The sequence below is a fragment of the Sphaerospermopsis torques-reginae ITEP-024 genome (assembly GCF_019598945.1).
GTDB lineage: Bacteria > Cyanobacteriota > Cyanobacteriia > Cyanobacteriales > Nostocaceae > Sphaerospermopsis.
The window spans coordinates 2,117,564-2,141,526 of sequence record NZ_CP080598.1; the positions used below are offsets into that span (position 1 = coordinate 2,117,564).

Below are 23,963 nucleotides of genomic sequence, written 5' to 3' on the forward strand. Positions count from 1 at the left end.
TATTATATATTTTTGATAAATTTATAAATCAGGATGCGAGAGAAGATAAATTCTTGCTAATATCGCTTCTTTCCAGTCTACTACCCACCACCATGCTACTAGACATCCCCACCCACGACAAGGAAGATGGGCTGTTGGTGCTGTTAAGTTACAATCACTATCTTTGTAATTTAACCATTTTTTGGCTTGTTTCCATCCTATTTTCTCACAGAAATCTGACCAATTTTGTTGATAGTTTTTTTGTGGGTCTTTTTCTGTAATTAAATTTTGATAAATTTGTTTTTGGATGGAAAAACCAAAATGACTATTACTGTATTTTACCCACATTTTATCTATAATATGTAATTGTTCAATGGGGAAGTTTTGAATGTTTGCTAATTTTAAAACTCCTTCTTTTTCTCTATTGGCAATTTTCAGTATTAGTCTTGCTGTTTCATAGTCTGCTTCTTTCCAGTTACCTGATTTTAATAATGTCTCTAGTTTTTGATACTCAGGATTTGTGGTTGATAATACTTGATTTGTATTCATATCTTTATCTGTCCTATTTTTCGTTTTCAGCTAACTGCAAATTCTGTATATTTTCTTCTGGTGGGTGAATGAAATGCTAAAACTATATCTTGTTTCGGTACTCCTAATTGTAAAAAATCTTGAGTAATTCCCCTTTCAGTACCATTATGTTGTATCCAAATTTTACCATCTTTAATATCAATATGTAGCATGATTCCGTGAATGCGTTTTTCTCCATTCCATCCCACAGTCATTATTTGATAATGATCTCGTTCTCTGTCAATTAGCAACTGTATTTCTACATCTCCATAAGAGGGTTTGTATTGACTATATTCATTAAGTATACTTTCAATATAGTTTCTGTATTTTTCTAATTTATCCATTGATATATTACCTCTTGAGCAATATCGTAAACTATAATTTTTAACTGATAATCTGCAATAGCTAATTGAGTAAATTCCAATTTGAAAAAACTTTCATAAATATCCAGGGGAACTGCTAAATATAAAATTCTATCTGGTTCTTGTCTTTTTAAAATTAAACGATAATTCAATAATTGTCCAAGAGCTTGATGAAATTCAGTAATTGTAGAATCACCAAGAAAACTTTTAATTTCTACAGCTATTTTTTGATTATCTTTTTGGGCAGCCAGCATTTTTTCTGCACCCAAGTTAACATATAAATCTACTCCTCCAAATTGCAAAAATAAGGGATCATTCGTAATTATCCAACCTTCTTTAATTAAGGCATTTTTGACAGCATCATGAAATTTATCTTTAGCCATTTTATCATTTTATCATCTTATCCATCAAATGCGGGCAAGATGCCCGCACCACAAGAGTTTAATGTTACTCTAATTTTACGCTGCTATTGCTTCTTTAATCCATTGTTGTAATATATTTACAACTTCCTCAATGGCTATTTCTTGAGATTCACGGTTTGCCCGTTTTACTACTTCAACTTTACCATTAGCAATGGCACGACCTGTAACAATTCTAAAAGGAATACCGATTAAATCAGCATCTTTGAATTTTACACCTGCTCGCTCATTACGATCATCAAGTAAGGTTTCGACACCTGCTTTATTTAGTTCTGTGTAGAGTTTTTCGGCAATTTCTACTTGTTGGGTGTCGTTAACATTGGGAATGGAAATAATAGCGTGATAAGGTGCGATCGCTACTGGCCAAATTATCCCATCTTTATCATAGGATTGCTCAACTGCTGACTGTGCTAACCGGGAAACTCCTACACCATAACAACCCATGACTAAAGGTTTTTCTTCCCCTTGTTCACTGGTATAAGTTGCATTCATAGCTTGGGAATATTTTGTACCGAGTTGGAAAATGTGACCAACTTCAATTCCTCTAGCTGTTTGTAGGGTTTGGTTGGAGTCGTGTAGTGAGCGATCGCCAGGTCTAGCTTTCCGAATATCTACTACTAAATCAGGTAACTTAAACTGCTCACCCCAATTTGCACCCACAACATGAAAATTGCTTTCATTTGCACCAGTGACAAAATTCTTTAACTCCACAGCGGTTTTATCAACTAACCGCACAAATTTAGAATTTACCTGCTTACTTCCCGCAATATAATCATCACCTAAATCGGGAGCAATATAACCCAAAGGTAAAGATTTTGCAGCCCAAGTTGCAATTATTTCATTAGTTGGTACACTCAAAGAAAGAACAGTTTTAGCACCAAATTTCTCAGCTAATTTAGTCAATTCATTTTGTAATTTGACTTCATTAACTTCTTGATCACCGCGAATATTCACCAACACCAAAACAGTCAAACCATTATCATAAACAGTTTGATATAAAACATTTTTGACAACTTGGGTAGGAGAACATTTTAAGAAATCACAAACTTTTTCTATTGTGTCAGTTCCTGGAGTTTCCCGTTTTTCAAAAGTAGTAAAAGCCGAAGTTTCCGCATCCGCAGGTAAAGAAACCGCTTTCTCTACATTCGCTGCATATTTCCCATCTTCAGTATAGAGAACTTCATCTTCACCTGCATCAGCTAACACCATAAATTCTGTCGAACCAGAACCACCAATAGCACCAGAGTCAGCTTCCACAGCACGAAAAGCTAAACCAGAACGGCGCAACATATTACTGTATGCTTGGTACATATCCTGGTAGGTTTTCTTCAAACTTTCCTCATCCACATGAAAAGAATAACCATCTTTCATGATAAATTCCCTACCCCGCATTAAACCAAAACGAGGGCGAATTTCATCACGAAATTTCGTTTGAATTTGATATAAATGTAGCGGTAATTGCCGATATGAGCGAATCATATCACGGGCAACTGTGGTAATTACTTCCTCATGAGTGGGACCTAAACCTAATTGTTGTTCCCTTCTATCAATGAGAGAAAACATGATACCTTCAGCTTTAGTATAAGTATCCCATCTTCCCGACTCCTTCCATAACTCAGAAGGTTGTAATTGAGGTAACAAACATTCTTGTGCGCCGGTGGCGTTCATTTCTTCCCGCACAATTTGGGAAACTTTTTGTAAAACTCGCCACATCAAAGGCAGATAAGCATAGATACCGCTACCGATGCGACGGATATAACCAGCGCGAAGTAAGAGTTTATGACTGGGAATTTCCGCATCTGCTGGATCATCTCTCAGTGTAACAAATAACATTTGTGATAGTCGCATCGTTTTTTCCTTTGCAAATTAATTATTCATAAAGTACCTGACACTAAATTATCGGTAACTCTATCAACATTTATAATTACCCAAAAACTGTAAATTTGTCCTGCTTTTGCAGCTTTGCAGAAACCTAACAACAGTTTTCATCTATTTGTATCACATTCCAGCTTTTCTATTGCTTACATCTTTGTATCTTTGCTTCTTTGCGCCTTTGCGTGAAACATAAAAATTTGAAACGTAACTTCCAGACTGACAAAATCTCTAGCAACGGAGAGGGGGGGATTCGAACCCCCGTTGAGTTGCCCCAAAACACATTTCGAGTGTGCCGCATTCAACCACTCTGCCACCTCTCCAAATCTTTATTCACTTAATTCCGTGAATAGGGGTGATACTAATTTATATCATCCCCCATTATACCATAGTTTTCACCAACCTGTTACAAATTTGAAGATTTGTTTTCTGAGACTTGGATAAAAGCTTCAAAGTCACCATCAGGAGTCCATTTAATCGCACCATCTATACCTGTGAAGAAGAGTTTGGTTTTACCTTTGATAGCATCTAAGGTTTTACTGCTAAGGTTATTAGTAGATGCGATCGCCACCTGTGGTTGCAGTGCTGTGATCAAATCCTGTAAAGATTCTGATGGACACCAAAGCACCTGGGGAGAAGACAAATCACCGGTTTTAATTAACTGTGTTATTTGTTGAGACTTGATACTACCTACCAATAACCAATTTTGTCCAAAAATCTGCAATTTTAAAATTGGTAATTTTTCATTAGTGAATTGGGCAATAATAGCACCTGTATTGATAGTTTGACCTAATCCTAAAGGCTGATAAATACCTTGCTGCTGTTGTAATTGTTTTTGAATAGCTTGAGTTTCCAGATTATTTTCTTGTTGAGAAGAATAAGCATAAAAATTTTTAATAGGCAAACTATCCATAATTTCTAACCAAGCATCATTTTCATTTGCCAAAAATTTACTAGAAATCGCCCAATCAATTTTATTGATTCCTTGTTGTTGTAAAAATGGTAAAATAGTGAAACGTCCTGTACCTTCATCACCGCTATTAACCAAAGTGACTTTTCCTTGATCTTGAACTACCAAAACTGGCTCATTGTCAGTTGCTAATAAGGTAATTCTCAATAAATTACTTGTAGAATGCCAAGCAGGAACAATCACTAAAACCACAGCCATTAAACCAGCAAACCACCATCTTTTTTGCCACCAACGGATTAAACAAGTAGATATAATTAATCCATAAACTACAAACATTTGCCAAGTGGATATACTACCTACAGCAACCGAGCTTCCAGGCAGATTAGCAAAAAATTCAGCTACTTGAATTAACCAATGAGTTGGATAATATAAAAAACTGGCTAACGTGCTACCTAAATCTGGTACAATTAAACTTACCAAACCACTAATCATACCTCCAAGACTAATCACAGAAATCAATGGAGTAGTGATAATATTCAATAGCACACTGTAAACAGCAACTACACTAAAAATATGTAAAAGTAAAGGTAGAGTCCAAATTGTAGCAGCGATAGGAACAGAAATTAACGAAGCGATAGCAGAAGGCAGCCAATCAAAACGTTTCGTGATTGGTGTAGCTGTGACAATTAACCCCAAAGTCGCCAAAAAACTGAGTTGAAAACCTAAATCCCAAATCCAAAGAGGATTAAATAAAAGTAATAAAGTAGCAGCTAATAATAAAGATCCTAATTGTTGAACTTTCCTTTCTAAAACCAAACCAATTAATGCAGCAAAACCCATAATTACTGCTCTCAGAATTGATGCTTGAACGCCAGCTAAACATAAGAAAGCAAGTAGTCCCAAACTACCGCATAAAAACTGAATACCCTTGTTAGCTTTTCTAGTTAATTGTAAAATTATTCCCAAAATTAAAGAAGTTTGAAAACCAGAAGCAGCCAAAGCATGAGCTAAACCCACATTCACAAATAAATCACGAATATCATAAGGTAAATCTACCGCCTTACTACCTAAAACCATCGCACTAACTAAAGGACCTTCAGGAACACCTAACCAACGAACTTGCGATCGCACAATTTGTTCCCGAATTTTCCACCATCCCCATTTACGATCTTCATCAATAATATTAATCTGTTTACCAACTAAACCTGCAAAAGCACCTTCTTGTTTGAGATACTTCTGAAAATCAAAAGCACCAGGATTTTGAGCCGCTTTAGGTTTATACAACATCCCAGTTACAGCAATTTGTTGACCAGGATATAAACCAGTAGCTTGAAGAATAGGCACAGTCACATATAATTTACCCGTTACCCCTTTTGGCACACTTGCCGGACCCTGGTCATTTTTCACCTCATCAAGTTGCGTCGCATTCAGCCAAAATTGTCCCTTTTGACTGCGAGTTAAACGGGGAGTACCTATCACATCCCCACGGACAATTACTAACTGTTCTTGATTACTATTATTTTCATTAGAAACAAACTGACTAATATCTTTTGCTCCTGGTTGGGGTGTCCGCACTTGAAAATAAAAAGTTGCCAACAAACCCACCAAACCAGCAATTAACCATACTCTAGGATGAGGAGTAGTCAGCGGAGTATTAACCCCTGTCTTAGCTTTAGTGAGATAATTTTCCTGTTTATAGTTAATTTTCCGTAAATTAATAAAAATTGCCCGAAAAAAAACTGCCGCCAATATCCCCATTGCTAAAATCCATATACCACCCCAAGGAACTGCTGTAAACAGCAACCCTAAAATATAGGCAAGACAAATAATAACGCCATTACTCTGGATCATAAAAATTTAATTGCCAAAAGCACTTAGTGAGTAAAATTAATATAAAAAGGCAATTATATAAATAAATCAACTGAGTTAAAAATAATTATTGTAGGTTGGGTTAAGCGACAGCACAACCCAACAAAATAGAGAACTGAGAAAAGACCTATTTTAGAGAGATAGACCCAAATTCAACCCCAAGAAAGCATGAACAAACAAAATTAACAGTGCTGTACTTCCTAAATAAGCATGAACAGCACGCAAACCTGCTTTATCACCAAAAAACCCACTCAGAGAAATTGCACCATTAACCAACAACAGCAACAGTACAAGAGAACCAGTCCAGAAATGAGGACTTTCAAACAGTGGTTGATGCTGCATCACCAAAGACAACACACCACCTGTATAACCACCTGCCAAAAAGATAAATAACCAAGGTGCTAACTGACGATGGGCGCTTCGACTTTTAACAGCAGCATCCTTATCGGTATCTTGCAGCAGTTTACCCCGCCAACCAGACACACCTACAAAACTACCCACCACAAAAATCACAATCCCCATCATCACGGGATGTCCCCAATGTGTAACAGGTTCAGGAATACCCAAAGAACGAAACCAAGCTGCAATAGGTTCTAACGCTTCACTAATATTCATCATCTGACACACACCATTATTATTGCCACGAACAGCAACTCCCCCAAAAACGGAGGAGTTACAAAAATTTACACTTTGCTTATTCTATCTCGTTATTAGGCTCTCTCTGGTAACGAATATCTAGATGCTCTGCATCTTCTGAAACAGAGATTAAGCAGCAGCAAAAGAAAAATGAACCACGAAGACACGAAGGACACGAAGAAAAGAGGGTTTGAGAGAGATTGTCCGTAAGTCCTGTGATCTCGTTACTAGGCTCTGCCTGGTAACGAATATCTAGATGCTCTGCATCTTCTGAAACAGAGATTAAGCAGCAGTTTGTGAATTTTTCAACAACGGGAAACCCAACTTTTCCCTTTGCTCAACATATAAATGAGCTACTTTCCTCGCCAAATGTCGAATCCTAGCAATATAGCGAGTTCGTTCCGTCACCGAAATTACACCCCGTGCATCCAGCAAATTAAATGTATGGGAACACTTAATTACATAATCCATGCTAGGTAGCACCAGTCCCCTTTCTGTGAGTTGGGATGCTTCCTGCTCATATATATTGAACAGATTTAACAACATCTCAGGATTAGAAGCTTCAAAGTTATAGGTACACTGCTCAATCTCACCCTGAAGATGAACATCACCATAGGTAATATTGTCCGTCCATTGAATCTTAGTAATAGCCTCCACTTCCTGGAGATACATAGCCAATCTTTCTAAACCATAAGTAATCTCAATGGACACCGGACGGCAATCAATACCCCCGCACTGTTGGAAATAAGTAAACTGGGTAATTTCCATCCCATCTAACCATACTTCCCAACCAGTACCCCAAGCCCCCACAGTTGCATCTTCCCAGTTATCCTCCACAAACCGCACATCATGATCCTCTGGACGAATACCCAAAGCCCTCAAAGAATCAAGATAAATTTCCTGGATATTATCTGGTGAAGGTTTAATCAGAACTTGATACTGATAATAATGTTGAAACCGATTCGGGTTTTCGCCGTAGCGCCCATCTGTGGGACGACGACAAGGTTCAACATAAGCCACCGCCCAAGGTTCTGGACCCAAAGCCCTTAAAAAAGTATGGGGATTCTTAGTTCCTGCTCCCTTTTCCATGTCATAAGGTTGAGCAATCAAGCAACCACGCTCACCCCAAAACTGATGTAAAACCGCTATTACTGATTGAAAATTCACTATCTACTCTTCCTATGAGTCAACAACGCCTACACCATTGTTGCCTAAACCCAGTATTCTGAGCAGCTTCCAGCCATTAAAAAATTTTTTTCAATTTTTTTTGAAAAAGTAGTTGACATTCCAAAAGAGGTTCGCTATATTGAATAAGTGCCTGAGAGAGAGCCGCGAGAGAGCGGGACTCGGAGGGACACCGAACCTTGAAAATATTATAGTTTGAAAGACAGTATACAACAAGTCCTGCGTCAAGTAAAGAAAATGGTACCGGACTGAGGTATTAAAAGACAGTCAAAAAAGAGCTAAACAAACTTAACAAAACGGAGAGTTTGATCCTGGCTCAGGATGAACGCTGGCGGTATGCTTAACACATGCAAGTCGAACGAAATCTTCGGATTGAGTGGCGGACGGGTGAGTAACGCGTGAGAATCTGGCTCTCAGGTCGGGGACAACAGTTGGAAACGACTGCTAATACCGGATGTGCCGCAAGGTGAAAGATTTATCGCCTGGAGATGAGCTCGCGTCCGATTAGCTAGTTGGTGGTGGTAAGAGCGACTACCAAGGCGACGATCGGTAGCTGGTCTGAGAGGACGATCAGCCACACTGGGACTGAGACACGGCCCAGACTCCTACGGGAGGCAGCAGTGGGGAATTTTCCGCAATGGGCGAAAGCCTGACGGAGCAATACCGCGTGAGGGAGGAAGGCTCTTGGGTCGTAAACCTCTTTTCTCAAGGAAGAATACAATGACGGTACTTCAGGAATCAGCATCGGCTAACTCCGTGCCAGCAGCCGCGGTAATACGGAGGATGCAAGCGTTATCCGGAATGATTGGGCGTAAAGCGTCCGCAGGTGGCACTGCAAGTCTGCGGTCAAAGAGTCGAGGCTCAACCTCGTAAAAGGCCGTGGAAACTGACAGAGCTAGAGTGCGGTAGGGGCAGAGGGAATTCCCGGTGTAGCGGTGAAATGCGTAGAGATCGGGAAGAACACCGGTGGCGAAAGCGCTCTGCTAGGCCGCAGACTGACACTGAGGGACGAAAGCTAGGGGAGCGAATGGGATTAGATACCCCAGTAGTCCTAGCCGTAAACGATGGATACTAGGCGTGGCTTGTATCGACCCGAGCCGTGCCGGAGCTAACGCGTTAAGTATCCCGCCTGGGGAGTACGCGCGCAAGCGTGAAACTCAAAGGAATTGACGGGGGCCCGCACAAGCGGTGGAGTATGTGGTTTAATTCGATGCAACGCGAAGAACCTTACCAGGACTTGACATCCTCGCGAATCCCGGTGAAAGCTCGGAGTGCCTTCGGGAGCGCGAGACACAGGTGGTGCATGGCTGTCGTCAGCTCGTGTCGTGAGATGTTGGGTTAAGTCCCGCAACGAGCGCAACCCTCGTTTTTAGTTGCCAGCATTAAGATGGGCACTCTAGAGAGACTGCCGGTGACAAACCGGAGGAAGGTGAGGATGACGTCAAGTCAGCATGCCCCTTACGTCTTGGGCTACACACGTACTACAATGCTACGGACAAAGGGCAGCTACACAGCGATGTGATGCAAATCCAAAAAACCGTAGCTCAGTTCAGATCGAAGGCTGCAACTCGCCTTCGTGAAGGAGGAATCGCTAGTAATTGCAGGTCAGCATACTGCAGTGAATTCGTTCCCGGGCCTTGTACACACCGCCCGTCACACCATGGAAGTTGGTCACGCCCGAAGTCATTACCCCAACCGTTTGGAGGGGGATGCCTAAGGTAGGACTGGTGACTGGGGTGAAGTCGTAACAAGGTAGCCGTACCGGAAGGTGTGGCTGGATCACCTCCTTTTTAGGGAGACCTACCCATTTAGATATCGAACACAATCAGTAATTAGATACTAAACTGGTCTACTCTAGGTCGGTCGCAGACTTGAAGAGTGTCGTCTTTCAAACTATGATTGGGTTCATTTAAGGGCTATTAGCTCAGGTGGTTAGAGCGCACCCCTGATAAGGGTGAGGTCCCTGGTTCGAGTCCAGGATGGCCCACCTGAAAGAATTTTAGATTTTAGATTTTAGATTAAAAAAACAATCCAAAATCCGAAATCCAAAATCCAAAATTGTGGATGGGGGTTTAGCTCAGTTGGTAGAGCGCCTGCTTTGCAAGCAGGATGTCAGCGGTTCGAGTCCGCTAACCTCCACATTGGAAAAATTCAGCACCTGAAACTATGAGAATAGTGCAGAATGCTGGATGAAAGTCCAGTCAGAACCTTGAAAACTGCATAGTAACGCGAGGCAGTTCAGTAATCTAGTGCGAAAGCAACAGATAAACTGAAAGCAAAAAAACCAATGTAATGTTGTGGTCAAGCTAATAAGGGCTAATGGTGGATACCTAGGCACACAGAGGCGAAGAAGGACGTGGTTACCGACGAAATGTTCCGGGGAGTTGGAAGCAAACGGTGAGCCGGAAATATCCGAATGGGGCAACCCTATGTACTACCTGTTGAATATATAGACAGGAAAGAGCCAACCTGGCGAATTGAAACATCTTAGTAGCCAGAGGAAAAGAAATCAACTAGAGATTCCCCTAGTAGTGGTGAGCGAAAGGGGAAAAGCCTAAACCAAGAGGTTTACCTTTTGGGGTCGTGGGACAGCGATATCGAATCCAGAGACTAGACGAAGCAGCTAAATACTGCACCAGAGGAGGTGAAAGTCCTGTAGTCAAAAGTTAAAGGATAGTAGCTGCATCCCGAGTAGTACGGAGCACGTGAAATTCCGTATGAATCAGCGAGGACCATCTCGTAAGGCTAAATACTACTGTGTGACCGATAGCGAACAAGTACCGCGAGGGAAAGGTGAAAAGAACCCCGGAAGGGGAGTGAAATAGAACATGAAACCATTAGCTTACAAGCAGTGGGAGTCCGATTAAACGGATGACCGCGTGCCTGTTGAAGAATGAGCCGGCGACTTATAGGTACTGGTAGGTTAAAGCGAGAATGCTGGAGCCAAAGGGAAACCGAGTCTGAAGAGGGCGATAATCAGTATTTATAGACCCGAACCCTGGTGATCTAACCATGTCCAGGATGAAGCTTGGGTAACACCAAGTGGAGGTCCGAACCGACCGATGTTGAAAAATCGGCGGATGAGGTGTGGTTAGGGGTGAAATGCCAATCGAACCAGGAGCTAGCTGGTTCTCCCCGAAATGTGTTGAGGCGCAGCGGTAATGATTAAAGTCGGGGGGTAAAGCACTGTTTCGGTGCGGGCTGGGAGACCGGTACCAAATCGAGACAAACTCAGAATACCCGATGAACACATTGCCAGTGAGACGGTGGGGGATAAGCTTCATCGTCAAGAGGGAAACAGCCCAGACCACCAGCTAAGGTCCCCAAATCATCACTAAGTGATAAAGGAGGTGGGATTGCAGAGACAACTAGGAGGTTTGCCTAGAAGCAGCCACCCTTGAAAGAGTGCGTAATAGCTCACTAGTCAAGCGATCCTGCGCCGAAAATGAACGGGGCTAAGTGATGTACCGAAGCTGTGGGATTAACTAAACATTAATCGGTAGGGGAGCGTTCCGTCGTAGGTAGAAGCAGTAGCGGCGAGCAGCTGTGGACGAAACGGAAGTGAGAATGTCGGCTTGAGTAGCGCAAACATTGGTGAGAATCCAATGCCCCGAAACCCTAAGGGTGCCAGAGCCAGGTTCGTCCACTCTGGGTTAGTCGGGACCTAAGGCGAGGTCGAAAGGCGTAGTCGATGGACACAGGGTCAACAATCCCTGACTAAGATATGGGAGCATTGCTAGGGACGCATGAAAGATAGCCACACCCTGATTGGTTTGGGAGACGGTTACGACCGTTGCGTGGTGAATGTTAGTGCCAAGAAAAGCTAGTAATGTGATGAACATATGTTACCCGTACCCGAAACCGACACAGGTAGGGAGGTTGAGAATACCAAGGGGCGCGAGATAACTCTCTCTAAGGAACTCGGCAAAATGGCCCCGTAACTTCGGAAGAAGGGGTGCCCACGAGAGTGGGTCGCAGTGAAGAGATCCAGGCGACTGTTTACCAAAAACACAGGTCTCCGCTAACTCGAAAGAGGACGTATGGGGGCTGACGCCTGCCCAGTGCCGGAAGGTTAAGGAAGTTGGTCAGTGGTAACATGAAGCTGACGACCGAAGCCCCGGTGAACGGCGGCCGTAACTATAACGGTCCTAAGGTAGCGAAATTCCTTGTCGGGTAAGTTCCGACCCGCACGAAAGGCGTAACGATCTGGATGGTGTCTCAGAGAGAGACCCGGCGAAATAGGAATGTCTGTGAAGATACGGACTGCCTGCACCTGGACAGAAAGACCCTATGAAGCTTTACTGTAGCCTGGAATTGTGTTCGGGCTTCGCTTGCGCAGGATAGGTGGGAAGCGATGAACTTCTCCTTGTGGGGGGAAGGGAGCTAACGGTGAGATACCACTCTGGCGAAGCTAGAATTCTAACTCATCTCCGTGAGCCGGAGAGAGGACAGTTTCAGGTGGGCAGTTTGACTGGGGCGGTCGCCTCCTAAAAGGTAACGGAGGCGCGCAAAGGTTCTCTCAGCACGCTTGGAAACCGTGCGGCGAGTGTAAAGGCATTAAGAGAGCTTGACTGCAAGACCGACAAGTCGAGCAGGTACGAAAGTAGGCCTTAGTGATCCGACGGCGCAGCATGGAATGGCCGTCGCTCAACGGATAAAAGTTACTCTAGGGATAACAGGCTGATCTCCCCCAAGAGTCCACATCGACGGGGAGGTTTGGCACCTCGATGTCGGCTCATCGCAACCTGGGGCGGAAGTACGTCCCAAGGGTTGGGCTGTTCGCCCATTAAAGCGGTACGTGAGCTGGGTTCAGAACGTCGTGAGACAGTTCGGTCCATATCCGGTGCAGGCGTAAGAACATTGAGAGGAGTCCTCCTTAGTACGAGAGGACCGGGAGGAACGAACCGCTGGTGTACCAGTTATTGTACCAACAGTAGACGCTGGGTAGCCACGTTCGGAGCGGATAACCGCTGAAAGCATCTAAGTGGGAAGCCCACCTCAAGATGAGTGTTCTCACTACTTTAAGTAGGTAAGGTCACGGGCAGAACACCCGTTTATAGGCTCTATGTGGAAGTACAGTAATGTATGTAGCAGAGGGGTACTAATAGACCGAGGGCTTGACCTCAAACATCATTGGCATAATTCGCGTTACTTGCAGTCTTCAGGGTTTTGTACACCCAAAAATCTTTCCTGGTGTCTATGGCGCGGTGGAACCACACTGATCCCTTCCCGAACTCAGAGGTGAAACGCTGTTGCGGCGACGATAGTTGAGGGGTTGCCCTCTGTCACAATAGCTCGATGCCCAGGGCTAATATTTTACAAACACCTTCATTTGTATAATGAGGGTGTTTGTTTTTTGTAACCATCTAATTACAATATGATAATTTGTACTTTTTTACTGTGATGTGACAAGTAGTCATATCATGTCCGGCTAATCGCTTACGATAAAAGAGGTGAGTGCAAAGATGACCAATGCCGAAACGAATTAGTGTAGCCACACATCTGAGTATTGAAGAGTTAGAAAAACGTTACCGTCAAGCTAAAGACGGGATAGAAAGCCGTCAGTACCAGATTATTTGGTTAGTAGCGCAAGGCAAAAAAACGGAAGAAATCGAGGAAATCACTGGCTACAGCAGAACATGGATGTACGCATTGGTAAAAAGATACAACGAGTTAGGGATCGAAGGATTAGGCGATCGTAGACAGTTAAACCAAGGTACACAGCCGCTAGTAGATGATATCCAGCAGGCACATTTATGGAAATTCAGTTGTGGTGCGAAGATGAACATCGCTTGGGACTTAAACCAGTTTTACGACGAGTTTATGTACCAGAAGGAGAACAACCAATTGCTGATGTGAATTGGCGGTTTAAATGGCTATGGTTGTATGCTTTTGTACATCCTAAAACTGGAGAAACCTATTGGTGGATTCTTCCTTATGTGAACACAGAGCTATTCAATCAGGTTTTAGCCGATTTTGCTCAAGAATTTGGCTTAGGTGCTAATAAACGTATTCTTTTAGCCGTTGATCAAGCCGGATGGCATACCAGTAAGAGTTTACAGATTCCCGAAGGGCTGCATTTAACATTATTACCATCTCACTCACCTGAATTACAACCCGCAGAAAGGCTTTGGACTTTGGTGGACGAACCAATTGCTAATCAATCTTTTGAGACACTCGATGATTTAGAGGATGTCTTATTTCATCGGTGTCAATCTTTACTCCAACAGCCTGATTTAATTCGTGGTTTGACGGGTTTTCATTGGTGGTTGCAAACTGGCGCTTAATCGTAAGTCATTACCCGGACATGATATAAATTGATGAATTTTAAGACATCTGCACCTGTAGCACCGTCTTCACCTGTTCCCACTTCTACACCTAAACCTAAAGCTTTTGCACCGACAGCATAAGTAACATCTCCATCTTTTTCACCGACAGAAACCCAAGGTTGAGGGACTATTTGTGCTGATGCTTGACTGGGGTTTAATAATACTAATAAACCCAGGGATGTGATGAGTGTTTTGATCGTAAATATTGGTTTCATTTTTATATCTCACGCAAAGATGCAAAGAAAGGAAGGACGAGAAAAACAAGGGATTGTACAATACAAATATATGAAAAATGCTGTAAATCTCTCACACCTTCCGAGACGTAGTTAAATCATATAAGTTCCTGAAATTGAACAAGACGCAAAAAAAGATAATTTCTCTCTGCGTCTTTTCGCTATCAATAGCTTTTACTTACTACATCCTTTCTAAAACTTTAATTCCCAGCAAATCAAATCCTAGTTTTAGTGTTCTTGCTGTTAAGTAACATAACATCAACCTTGATGTTTTGATGGGTTCTTCTGATTTTAAAACCGGACATTTATCATAGAATTTATTAAATTTTTCGCTGAGATTATATAAATAATCACAGAGGCGATTTGGTAATAAATCCTGTTCTACTTCGGCAATTATTTCATCTAGTTGTAATATGTGTTTGGCTAGGGTTAATTCTGTATCTTCTTTGAGGATTATTTTGGCATCTCTTCCTAAATTTGCGAAGTCAATATTGCCTTCTCGACTAATGCCTTGAGTCCTTACATAAGCATATAGCATATAAGGCGCTGTGTTGCCTTTTAAAGAAAGCATTTTATCATAACTAAAAACATAATTGCTAGTGCGATTTTGGCTAAGGTCTGCATATTTCACAGCACTAATACCAACTACGTCAGCAACATTTTTAATAAACTGTTCTGTTTCTTCTCGACTTTCTTCTTTTAATCTTGCTTCTAAATCTGTTCGAGAGCGAGATATTGCTTCATCTAATAAGTCTTTTAACCGGACTGTATCACCAGAACGAGTTTTGAATTTTTTGCCATCTTCACCTAATACTAATCCAAAGGGAACGTGAACTAATTCAACGTTTTCAGGTATCCATCCTGCTTTGTTTGCAACTTGGAAAAATTGAGCAAAGTGGTTTGCTTGTCCTGCATCGGTAACGTAAATTATCCGTTTTGCTTGATCTTTTTCAATTCTATAACGTAATGCTGCTAAGTCTGTGGTTGCATAGTTATAACCGCCATCTGATTTTTGGACAATTAATGGTAAAGGATCTCCTTCTCTGTTAGTAAAACCTTCTAAGAAAACACATTTTGCTCCTTGGTTTTCTTCTACTAATCCTACTGTTTCTAAGTCTTCTACTACTTTGGTTAATAATGGATTATAAAATGATTCTCCTCTTTCAATTAATTTGATATCGAGTAAATCATAAATTACTTGAAATTCTCGCCGTGATTGTTCACATAATAATTTCCAAGCATGAAGTGTATCTTCTGCTCCTGCTTGTAATCTTACTACTTCTTGACGTGCTGTTTCTTGGAAAGTTTCATCTGCATCAAATCTTTGTTTTGCTTGGCGATAAAAACTAACCAAATCTCCTATATCTAAAGCGTTAGCGGTGGTAAGTGCTTCGGGGTAAACTTCCCGCAAATAAGCAATTAACATCCCAAATTGTGTACCCCAATCACCGACATGATTTAATCTTAATACTTCATGTCCTCTAAATTCTAAAATCCTAGCAATACAATCACCGATAATTGTAGAACGTAAATGTCCTACGTGCATTTCTTTGGCAATGTTAGGACTGGAAAAATCAACAATTTCCTTTTGGGGATTTTGTACTTTGGGAACTCCTAAACGGGGATCTGTTTTAATAGCGTTGAGTTGTGCTTCGAGATAGGATGTTTGTAATTTTAAATTAATAAAACCAGGTCCTGCAATTTCTGGTGGTTCACAAATATCAGATACGTCTAATTTTTCTACTATAGCAGTGGCGATCGCTCTTGGCTGCATTCCTAATTTTTTACTCAGGGATAAAGCAACATTGGCTTGAAAATCACCAAATTTAGGATTACTTGCAGGTACTAAAATGGGATCTACTTGAGTATAATCTGCCCCAAATGCAGCCGCTAAAGCTTGTTGTAGTTTAATTTTTAGTTGTTCTTGTGTGGCTTTCATGTTCAAATCTTATTTGTTCTGATCTGTATTAAAGGTGCGATCGGCTGCTAGAAATTGTTATATTGCCAAATGCTTGATTATTTTAACCTGACAACAGTTAATTACGAATTACGAATTACGAATTACGAATTATTTTAACTGTTCAGTGTTTTAACAACTGTCATTCCTTGAATCCTCCAAGAACCTTGCTTACGAACTAAATCATAACGAACACGTAAGTTATCTTGAGAAGGTCTTTTACTTTGACCCTGTTCATAGAAATGGGTAACTTCCTTAACTGTAGCTTCTACAACAGCATTATCAGCAGTAGGATCTTTTTGATTAACAAATTCTACTTTGACATCATGTTCATATTTACGATAGCGTTTTTCTGCCATATCTTGCTTGGCAATTGACCGCCATTTTGAAATTACTGAACCAGTTAAAATTTCATCTAGACGTTCAATTTCATGATCTGGTCCTAAAGCAGATGCTTTGATAGATAACCACTTTTCAATCACTTCCTGGGCGATCACTGGTGTCAGTTGACCTTCAGGTACTTCTGGTTTGCTGCTATTGGGTTCAGGAATGGTGACTGGTGGTTGATTCAATTCTATAGCCAAGGGAGTTCCCTGCACAGTTGGTTGAGGGAAAAACAGATTGTTCAACCATCCCCAGACTGTGGAAACTAACAACCAAAAAACTAGCAACCCTCCCATAGACAAAAACATGAGCCAAACTAAGCGAGTTTTTGTGTCTAAGGAGTTAACAAAAGTGCGTCTTCTGCGAGAATGAGAATTTCCTGGTTCCCAAACCCGCTCTCGACTGTTCACTAAAGTTTGCTTGCGTCGTCTACGCTGCTTAGTGTGACTCGTTGCATCTATATGATTACCAACATTCATCTGATGGTCATATTCAGTTCCTGCCTCTTCTGCTGTCGCCGACTGTTTTGGCATTTCTGGGGTGTGACTGTTGCTGTATCTCCTAGAATGCCATTCTGGTGGAGAATAGTTAGCAGATTCGGTTACTTCGCTGGGTGCTGAGGTGTAAAACTCAGGATCATGTGCATAGCTGTGATTTACTGTCCCATTACTAACCCCATGATTAATCCCATTACTAACATTATGATAGCTGCGATAACGGGGACTATTGATTTGTGGTGAGGGAAAAGACTGTTTATTAATTGTAGTCCATTCATCAGTTGTTTGTGTATCTGTTGGTAAAGCTTCTAAATAAGCTTGTACCTGTTTATCAGCAAAGTATTCTTTTAAAGAAGCTTGTTTTTTGACTAAATCTCGAAAATGCGGAAATACCTCTTGTTGTAACCACTGTTCACAGTACAAACACAATCCTGGTAACAAATCTGGGGAATCTTGAGATTTTTCCCGAATAATAGCTAAAGCTTCATATTCCTGACTTAGTTCCAAAACACGAGTTGCTTCTTCCGTTTGCCCAAGTAACAAAGCACAGAGAGACTGTTCTAAATGCACATCTTGGCGTTTACCAAGACGAATTAACATTTGCTTTGCCTGACGAATTAAAGCTGGTTGACGTTGGGCAAAACCCCTGGCTATCAGGGCATAAACCGCTAAATATGTAGACACAGCAGAGGTACGCTTACTTTCAGCTTCAAATAATTTATGCTGTTCTGCAACTGTCAAATGGTTGCGTAACTGTTGAATAAATCGCAGAAAATCATCTATATTTAAGCCTGTTTGATCATTACCACTACCATCAATTCCACCCCGCTCTTCTAAAATACTGTGTAATAATTCTAAACCTTGACGGCGTTCTTTGGTCTTCTCTAGAGGTAGTGCTAACAACTCCAGAATTCTATAGGGGCGTAACTTGCACAGGTCTGCGGCAATTTCCGCTTGCACATTAGGAAACAGACCTTCACGCACTAGCAATTCTTCCCCTGTTTCCAAAGATATAGCAGCATTTTCATGGTTACCTTGCTGCCATTGTTCCCGTCCCAGTTCCAGACAAGCTAACGCCACGGTGAGAATAATATCTGGCAGTTCAGGACTGGCAAAAAATTCCTCACTGTTAAGATGAGATCCTACTTTCACCCCTACGGATTTATTTCTATTTACCAGGTGTGGACGGCCTAGCTTCAGCACCAGTTCGTATTCTCCCAACTCTTGAAGCAGCAATAAAGCACCAACCAATTCGTCTGGGGCAATTTCGATGCTGAGACTTTGAACATCGTGGATACGGTTAATGGTTTCGGTGCTGTTTTCTAATAGGTATGTCTCCCCAAGCCGATCTTGGTTGTAGGCGTGGGCGAGATAAAGCTGATCATAATTACTGCGTTCTTTGGGATTTGATAAAACCACGTAAGCTTCTTCTATGAGTTGTTTACGAGAGGATATAGCTGCAATGGAATATTCCCGTCTTGGCAATTGAACAATGCGATCGCTATAAGCTTGCCGCAATTGTTCCTCACTTGCCGCCAACGGTAATCCTAAAATTCGGTAATAATCAAGCGGAATTTGCACAGCCTACTTCCCCTGCACTGTGTTTACGTAGCATCTCCCAGAGACGGACATAATTAACCTAGAGCATTCCAGGCTTGTAAAACCGTGCCATAATTATAGCTTTAATAATACCGTGTATAATATACAATTTAAGTGTATATTATAACATTTTTGTTTGTTTCTTGTTAACACTTAAGTTATATCCTATATATCCTAAATATATCCTAAAAACTAATTGCAGGTTTTAAATTTAGCCCAGAATCCGTATTACATTGAGTAGATTACCTGATGCAATGTTTTTGTGTTTTAGGGAACAGGGAACAGGGAATAAAATAAATTGGTGTGTACTTCATTAGACTGGGAAACGCTATAACTGGAAAACACAATATAGCACGATAAATTTTTAATGACCATTACTTAATAAAAGGTAAATTTTTACACAAAAAATTCCAATGACTATGGCAACACCAAGAAAGAGTAGGGAAGAACATTTTTGAGGCAGACCTGATATTAAGATCAGAAAATTGTTAATGGCTATGCAGAAAAACGACTATTCTGATTGCTAACTTAAAGAACGAACATAAAAAGCCACAGTTACGACACCAAAGACCAAAAATAGGCAATAAACATTAAAAAATGGCAAAATTACACCTTAAATATTCCATACCAATTTTAAGTCACAAATGAAGATTTTATAGTTGGATGGTTGACTTTTACCAACGCTGTCCTATTTCCAGCTAACATTATTAAGACTTGCTTACAGCAGATTACAGAGAAATGAGGCTTCGCCGTGAGCGTCAGCCGATGGAGAATCTAAGTTCAAGGTCAGACACTAAGGCCGTTTTACTCTTGACTCCTGTAAGGGCGAAGCATTCAGGCGATAAATGATCAATTTTTGTCACAGGTTATTTTCCGAATGCTTCGCCCCTACTTCGCCCCTACTTCGCCCCTACGACTCCTGACTCCTGCTATAACTTTAAAACCGTAGCTTTAACTTTTACGACAGGGATACTTCACAATAATGGTTCAAGAACGCACGTTACCCAAATTTGATACTTCTACAGTCCAGATTACCAAAGCAGAAGGGCTGGAATTATACGAAGACATGACTTTAGGGCGCTTTTTTGAAGACAAATGCGCCGAAATGTACTACCGGGGAAAAATGTTTGGTTTTGTCCACCTGTACAACGGACAAGAAGCCGTTTCCAGTGGTATTATTCGGGGAGCAATGCGACCTGGTGAAGACTTCGTTTCCAGTACCTACCGTGACCACGTTCACGCTTTGAGTGCGGGAGTACCAGCTAGAGAGGTAATGGCAGAATTATTTGGTAAGGCCACAGGATGCAGCAAAGGGCGCGGTGGTTCCATGCATATGTTTTCTGCTGAACATCGTTTATTAGGTGGTTATGCTTTCGTAGCTGAAGGTATTCCTGTTGCATCTGGGGCAGCTTTTCAAAGTAAATACCGTCGGGAAGTCTTGGGAGACAAAACAGCAGACCAAGTAACAGCTTGTTTCTTTGGTGACGGTGCTGCTAACAATGGTCAATTTTTCGAGACATTAAATATGGCAGCACTTTGGAAACTGCCAATTATTTTTGTGGTAGAAAATAATAAGTGGGCGATCGGCATGGCTCACGAACGGGCGACATCTGACCCAGAAATCTACAAAAAAGCTAGTGTGTTTAACATGGTAGGCGTAGAAGTAGACGGGATGGATATTTTAGCAGTGCGCCAAGTCGCCCAAGAAGCAGTAGCCCGCGCCCGTGCAGGGGAAGGACCAACCCTCATTGAAGCCCTCACCTATCGCTTCCGTGGTCACTCTTTAGCAGATCCCGACGAACTCCGCAGCAAAGAAGAAAAAGATTTTTGGTTCTCTCGTGATCCGATTAAAAAGCTAGGTGCTTATTTGTTAGAACACAACCTAGCCACAGAAGCAGAACTCAAAGACATTGAAAAGAAAATTCAGGGTGTGATTGACGATGCGGTGAAATTCGCTGAAGGCAGTCCCGAACCAGATGCCAGCGAATTATATCGCTTTATCTTTGCAGAAGATGTGTAACAGGTGACAGGTGACAGGTGACAGGTGACAGGTGACAGGTGACAGGTGACAGGTGACAGTAAGCAGAGAATAGGTAATAGTGACAAAAGTTACAGCTATTTTCAGGTAAATAAACCACATCTTGATTAAGGTTTCGCGCAAAGGCACAAAGGAGCAAAGGCGCAAAGGAAGAAAGTTAATTGGGGGTGTGGTCTAAATACGTCAAAACTGGTGTAAAAATTTTTCTGCTGAACTTCTGCCTCCTGCCTCCTGCCTACAATTATTAATTACAAATCACCACTTATGTTGACTATTACTGAACAACAACAACAATACAAAACCTACATCCTCGCGGATACTACTGCTGGTTCTAATTTGGAAGTAGTACCAGAAAGAGGGGGTATTATTACCCGTTGGCGGTTGAAAGGTCAGGAAATTCTCTATTTAGATACGGAAAGGTTCGCTAACCCAGAGTTAAGTATTCGCGGTGGTGTACCTATTTTGTTTCCTATCTGTGGGAATTTGCCTGATAATACTTACACCTACAACGGTAAACAATATACTCTTAAACAGCATGGCTTTGGGCGAGATTTACCTTGGGAAGTGACAAACCAAGTTACTGAAGGCAAGGTGAGTTTAAGCGTAGTTCTCAATAGTAATGAGGTAACACGCGCTGTTTATCCTTTTGATTTTCAGCTAACTTTTACCTATACGCTACAGAGTAACTCTTTGATCATTGAGCAGGTTTATCAAAATCTGTCTAGTGTGCAGATGCCGTTTTCGGCTGGGTTTCATCCCTATTTTCTGTGTGGTGATAAGTCGCAGTTAGAGTTTGAAATTCCCTCTGGACAGTATCTAGACCAGAAAACTAAGGAAATGCACCCGTTTAACGGTAATTTCGATTTTGCACGGGATGAGATAGATTTTGCTTTTGGTCATTTGCGGAGTCAGTCTGCTGCGGTGACAGATCATAGCCGCAAGTTGAAGTTGACTCTTGACTATGATGATATCTATGCTATGCTGGTTTTCTGGACGTTGAAGGGCAAGGATTTTTATTGTCTTGAACCTTGGACGGCTGGACGCAACTCGCTCAATACTGGTGAAAATCTAACTGTGTTAGAGCCAGGAGCAAGCAAAACTTCCTCTGTGAAATTAACTGCGGATTTTTTCTAAAAAACAGTTGACAACCTAGAGAGAGTTTGCTATATTAAAAAAGTTGCGAAACACAAAAGGGTCGCTAACTCAACGGTAGAGTACTCGGCTTTTAACCGATTAGTTCCGGGTTCGAATCCCGGGCGACCCATAAAAAGCCAAATGATGATGTTTGTCTGAATCAGGATTTCCACGATTTAAGGATTAATATTGGAGATAATGAAATATGCTAAAAACTGTTCAAGGAATCTACCGGAATGGTAAAATCGAGTTAACTGAAATTCCAGCCGATATAATAGAAAGTCCAGTTTTAATAACTTTTATAGAAACTCCAACTTCAGAAAATATAACCATCAAAAGTTCCACAGAAGAATTATTTGCTCCCTTACGAGGTAAAATCAAATATTTTGAAGATATCACCACACCCACAACGGAAGAATGGGGTGAAATGTGACTATTGTTTTAGATACTTGCGCTTTAATCTGGTGGAGTCTTGATCCAGATCAACTTTCTTTACCAGCTAAATTAGCTTGTGAAAAAATGGAAGTAGAAAAAAATGGTTTAGTCGCTTCTATTTCGCTGTGGGAAATTGCTATTAAAATTAAAAACCAAAAGTTAGATTTAGGAGTACCCTTAACCACTTATTTGGATATTTGGAAACCTTACAAAAATCTGATGTAATTACCATAATTCCTATTGATGAAAATTTATGGTTGGAAAGTGTTGCTTTAGAATGGAGTCATAAAGATCCAGCAGATAGGGTTATTGTTGCTTTAGCTAAAAAATATCATGCAGGTTTAGTGACGGGAGATAAAATAATCATCGGATTTTACGAGTCAGTTATTTGGTAAATTTGTTTGTCAGAATCAGGATTTTCAGGATTTAAGGATTTACAGGATGTTATATTTTGTCTGAATCAGGATGTCCAGGATTTAAGGATTTACAGGATGTTGATTTGTGAGGATGGGGTTAAGCTAATTGTAGGATAATTTAGGCGATCGCTGTTTTCCCACTCATCAAATTTTAGGAATTATCAAAAGAATCACAAATAATCTATGATGCTGTAATTTGTAACTCTATTCTTTTTCCTAATGCTGTTAAAGTTTTTTCGATAATAGATAGTTTGGTATCATAGTGAGGATCAAGCATATCTTTTACTTCTTGTTCACCAATATTCAGAATAGAAGCAAGTTGTAATTGAGTCATTTTATGTTCGCGCATTGCTAAATATAATGCTGCTTTCAATGCTGTTTGAATAGGAACAGGTACTAAATACTCTCCAGTGTTAGATAATGATGGTTGGGGAATATCTAATTGATCATCAATGCGTAAAGCGATCGCTTCTTCTAAACAATCAGCAGCTTCATTTAATGCTTGTTCTATTGTATCTCCTTGAGTAATTGCTTCTGGTAAATCTGGGAATGTAACGACAAAACCGCCATCTTCGTCTTCAGTTAATGATGCTGGATATACAAATTTGTTCATAATTATACCCCTATTAAATTTCATTTTCTTCTATTCCTAGTTGATTTAACATTGCTTTGAAAGTTCCTGTTTTTAGCTCATCTTTGGGGTTACGAACTATGGTAAATTTATCACCAAAGTATAATGTTACATGACTTCCTTTACCACGTTTTTGATCAACATAAGCTATAATATTACGCTCCTTAGCTAATTTTTTAACTTTCCTAATAAATTCACTACCTTTCATAAAATTATTGAATAAATTTTTTAAATCGTCAAGTTGGAAGTATCTAAAATATATTTCATAACTCTATTGTGCAGTTATCAAAATCTTGGTCACGTTCTAAGTCTAAATCTACTCCCACTAAAGGAGAATTTTGTAATACTTCTATTAGGTTTTTAGATTTAGCTTTGTTTGGCTGATTTTCTATTTGTCTAGTTAAATAATTGATTAATTCTATTTTTTCTTCTCTGGTTAAAGTATCTACTTGTTTGAAGAAATTTTCTAATGTTAAGTTGTTCATAGTTATTTTGCTGATGAGATTTATTG

The 23,963-nt window shown here is 40.8% G+C and carries 17 protein-coding genes, 4 tRNA genes, 3 rRNA genes and 2 pseudogenes; 12 read left to right on the forward strand and 14 right to left on the reverse strand.

Annotated features, from left to right (window positions below; translation table 11 throughout):
- Positions 1-21: 21 nt before the first annotated feature.
- From K2F26_RS09830 to glyQ, 8 genes are all read right to left on the reverse strand, one after another.
- Positions 22-528, reverse strand: a complete 507-nt coding sequence (locus tag K2F26_RS09830; RefSeq protein ID WP_220611314.1) for a GUN4 domain-containing protein — start codon at positions 526-528, stop codon at positions 22-24.
- A gap of 26 nt (positions 529-554) precedes the next feature.
- Positions 555-890 (reverse strand): XisI protein, encoded by a 336-nt coding sequence (locus tag K2F26_RS09835; RefSeq protein WP_220611315.1) that lies wholly within the window; start codon positions 888-890, stop codon positions 555-557.
- Positions 878-1,291, reverse strand: coding sequence for an element excision factor XisH family protein (locus K2F26_RS09840; protein ID WP_220611316.1), 414 nt, complete (start codon positions 1,289-1,291; stop codon positions 878-880). The genes K2F26_RS09835 and K2F26_RS09840 overlap by 13 nt, the downstream gene beginning before the upstream one ends.
- 75 nt (positions 1,292-1,366) lie before the next feature.
- A complete protein-coding gene (gene proS, locus K2F26_RS09845; protein ID WP_220611317.1) occupies positions 1,367-3,175 on the reverse strand; it encodes a proline--tRNA ligase in 1,809 nt (602 codons plus the stop codon).
- Positions 3,176-3,437: 262 nt separating this feature from the next.
- A tRNA-Ser gene (locus K2F26_RS09850) sits at positions 3,438-3,522 on the reverse strand.
- Between the two features lie 83 nt (positions 3,523-3,605).
- The gene (locus K2F26_RS09855) at positions 3,606-5,960 is read right to left on the reverse strand and encodes a ComEC/Rec2 family competence protein (RefSeq protein ID WP_220611318.1); all 2,355 of its coding nucleotides are present in this window, start codon (positions 5,958-5,960) and stop codon (positions 3,606-3,608) included.
- Positions 5,961-6,110: 150 nt separating this feature from the next.
- The gene (locus K2F26_RS09860; protein ID WP_220611319.1) at positions 6,111-6,596 is read right to left on the reverse strand and encodes a DUF4079 domain-containing protein; all 486 of its coding nucleotides are present in this window, start codon (positions 6,594-6,596) and stop codon (positions 6,111-6,113) included.
- Positions 6,597-6,896: 300 nt separating this feature from the next.
- Positions 6,897-7,781 (reverse strand): glycine--tRNA ligase subunit alpha, encoded by an 885-nt coding sequence (gene glyQ, locus K2F26_RS09865; RefSeq protein ID WP_220611320.1) that lies wholly within the window; start codon positions 7,779-7,781, stop codon positions 6,897-6,899.
- A gap of 311 nt (positions 7,782-8,092) precedes the next feature.
- Between glyQ and K2F26_RS09870 the strand changes: the two genes are divergently transcribed.
- The 6 genes and pseudogenes from K2F26_RS09870 (at position 8,093) to K2F26_RS09895 (ending at position 14,086) form a co-directional block, all read left to right on the forward strand.
- Positions 8,093-9,589: ribosomal RNA gene (locus tag K2F26_RS09870) — 16S ribosomal RNA — on the forward strand.
- Positions 9,590-9,712: 123 nt separating this feature from the next.
- A tRNA-Ile gene (locus K2F26_RS09875) sits at positions 9,713-9,786 on the forward strand.
- Between the two features lie 79 nt (positions 9,787-9,865).
- Positions 9,866-9,938: transfer RNA gene (locus tag K2F26_RS09880), tRNA-Ala, on the forward strand.
- 160 nt (positions 9,939-10,098) lie between these two features.
- A 23S ribosomal RNA gene (locus K2F26_RS09885) occupies positions 10,099-12,924 on the forward strand.
- 64 nt (positions 12,925-12,988) lie between these two features.
- Positions 12,989-13,107: ribosomal RNA gene (rrf, locus tag K2F26_RS09890) — 5S ribosomal RNA — on the forward strand.
- The 16S, 23S and 5S rRNA genes sit together here with 2 tRNA genes alongside, the layout of an rRNA operon.
- A 164-nt stretch (positions 13,108-13,271) precedes the next feature.
- A pseudogene (locus tag K2F26_RS09895) lies at positions 13,272-14,086 on the forward strand (IS630 family transposase).
- Positions 14,087-14,112: 26 nt separating this feature from the next.
- Here K2F26_RS09895 and K2F26_RS09900 read toward each other — a convergent pair.
- The 3 genes and pseudogenes from K2F26_RS09900 to K2F26_RS09910 all read right to left on the reverse strand — a co-directional run.
- Positions 14,113-14,343, reverse strand: a pseudogene (locus K2F26_RS09900) (hypothetical protein); the annotation flags it as partial.
- Positions 14,344-14,542: 199 nt separating this feature from the next.
- Positions 14,543-16,300 carry an arginine--tRNA ligase gene (gene argS / locus K2F26_RS09905; protein ID WP_220611321.1) on the reverse strand — a complete coding sequence of 586 codons (1,758 nt, stop codon included), beginning with the start codon at positions 16,298-16,300 and terminating at the stop codon, positions 14,543-14,545.
- A 134-nt stretch (positions 16,301-16,434) separates the two neighbouring features.
- Positions 16,435-18,780 carry an IMS domain-containing protein gene (locus K2F26_RS09910; RefSeq protein WP_220611322.1) on the reverse strand — a complete coding sequence of 782 codons (2,346 nt, stop codon included), beginning with the start codon at positions 18,778-18,780 and terminating at the stop codon, positions 16,435-16,437.
- Positions 18,781-19,780: 1,000 nt separating this feature from the next.
- Here K2F26_RS09910 and pdhA point away from each other — a divergent pair.
- From pdhA to K2F26_RS24710, 6 genes are all read left to right on the forward strand, one after another.
- Entirely contained in the window at positions 19,781-20,818 is a 1,038-nt protein-coding gene (gene pdhA, locus K2F26_RS09915) for a pyruvate dehydrogenase (acetyl-transferring) E1 component subunit alpha (RefSeq protein WP_220611323.1), read from the forward strand.
- Positions 20,819-21,100: 282 nt separating this feature from the next.
- The gene (locus K2F26_RS09920; protein WP_220611324.1) at positions 21,101-21,970 is read left to right on the forward strand and encodes an aldose epimerase family protein; all 870 of its coding nucleotides are present in this window, start codon (positions 21,101-21,103) and stop codon (positions 21,968-21,970) included.
- A gap of 58 nt (positions 21,971-22,028) precedes the next feature.
- Positions 22,029-22,100, forward strand: a tRNA-Lys gene (locus K2F26_RS09925).
- Between the two features lie 75 nt (positions 22,101-22,175).
- Positions 22,176-22,403, forward strand: a complete 228-nt coding sequence (locus K2F26_RS24700) for a hypothetical protein (protein WP_246605570.1) — start codon at positions 22,176-22,178, stop codon at positions 22,401-22,403.
- On the forward strand, positions 22,400-22,630 hold the full coding sequence (locus K2F26_RS24705) for a type II toxin-antitoxin system VapC family toxin (protein WP_246605571.1): 231 nt from the start codon (positions 22,400-22,402) through the stop codon (positions 22,628-22,630). Before K2F26_RS24700 ends, K2F26_RS24705 begins: the two co-directional genes overlap by 4 nt.
- The gene (locus tag K2F26_RS24710) at positions 22,603-22,800 is read left to right on the forward strand and encodes a PIN domain-containing protein (RefSeq protein WP_246605572.1); all 198 of its coding nucleotides are present in this window, start codon (positions 22,603-22,605) and stop codon (positions 22,798-22,800) included. Before K2F26_RS24705 ends, K2F26_RS24710 begins: the two co-directional genes overlap by 28 nt.
- A gap of 202 nt (positions 22,801-23,002) precedes the next feature.
- Here the strand turns inward: K2F26_RS24710 and K2F26_RS09940 are convergent, their stop codons facing one another.
- From K2F26_RS09940 to K2F26_RS09950, 3 genes are read right to left on the reverse strand one after another with little or no spacing between them, the layout of a single operon-like run.
- Positions 23,003-23,434 (reverse strand): type II toxin-antitoxin system HicB family antitoxin, encoded by a 432-nt coding sequence (locus K2F26_RS09940; RefSeq protein ID WP_220611325.1) that lies wholly within the window; start codon positions 23,432-23,434, stop codon positions 23,003-23,005.
- A 13-nt stretch (positions 23,435-23,447) separates the two neighbouring features.
- Positions 23,448-23,660 carry a type II toxin-antitoxin system HicA family toxin gene (locus K2F26_RS09945; RefSeq protein WP_220611326.1) on the reverse strand — a complete coding sequence of 71 codons (213 nt, stop codon included), beginning with the start codon at positions 23,658-23,660 and terminating at the stop codon, positions 23,448-23,450.
- Between the two features lie 55 nt (positions 23,661-23,715).
- Positions 23,716-23,937, reverse strand: a complete 222-nt coding sequence (locus K2F26_RS09950) for a hypothetical protein (RefSeq protein ID WP_220611327.1) — start codon at positions 23,935-23,937, stop codon at positions 23,716-23,718.
- Between the last annotated feature and the right edge of the window lie 26 nt (positions 23,938-23,963).

Bases quoted from the DNA above. Each gene is read 5' to 3' on its own strand.
- pdhA (WP_220611323.1), top strand. From the start codon at position 19,781: ATGGTTCAAGAACGCACGTTACCCAAATTTGATACTTCTACAGTCCAG.
- K2F26_RS09940 (WP_220611325.1), bottom strand. From the start codon at position 23,434: ATGAACAAATTTGTATATCCAGCATCATTAACTGAAGACGAAGATGGC.
- K2F26_RS09860 (WP_220611319.1), bottom strand. From the start codon at position 6,596: ATGATGAATATTAGTGAAGCGTTAGAACCTATTGCAGCTTGGTTTCGT.
- proS (WP_220611317.1), bottom strand. From the start codon at position 3,175: ATGCGACTATCACAAATGTTATTTGTTACACTGAGAGATGATCCAGCA.
- K2F26_RS09855 (WP_220611318.1), bottom strand. From the start codon at position 5,960: ATGATCCAGAGTAATGGCGTTATTATTTGTCTTGCCTATATTTTAGGG.
- K2F26_RS09920 (WP_220611324.1), top strand. From the start codon at position 21,101: ATGTTGACTATTACTGAACAACAACAACAATACAAAACCTACATCCTC.
- K2F26_RS09830 (WP_220611314.1), bottom strand. From the start codon at position 528: ATGAATACAAATCAAGTATTATCAACCACAAATCCTGAGTATCAAAAA.
- K2F26_RS09840 (WP_220611316.1), bottom strand. From the start codon at position 1,291: ATGGCTAAAGATAAATTTCATGATGCTGTCAAAAATGCCTTAATTAAA.
- K2F26_RS24700 (WP_246605570.1), top strand. From the start codon at position 22,176: ATGCTAAAAACTGTTCAAGGAATCTACCGGAATGGTAAAATCGAGTTA.
- K2F26_RS09950 (WP_220611327.1), bottom strand. From the start codon at position 23,937: ATGAACAACTTAACATTAGAAAATTTCTTCAAACAAGTAGATACTTTA.
- K2F26_RS09835 (WP_220611315.1), bottom strand. From the start codon at position 890: ATGGATAAATTAGAAAAATACAGAAACTATATTGAAAGTATACTTAAT.
- argS (WP_220611321.1), bottom strand. From the start codon at position 16,300: ATGAAAGCCACACAAGAACAACTAAAAATTAAACTACAACAAGCTTTA.
- K2F26_RS09945 (WP_220611326.1), bottom strand. From the start codon at position 23,660: ATGAAAGGTAGTGAATTTATTAGGAAAGTTAAAAAATTAGCTAAGGAG.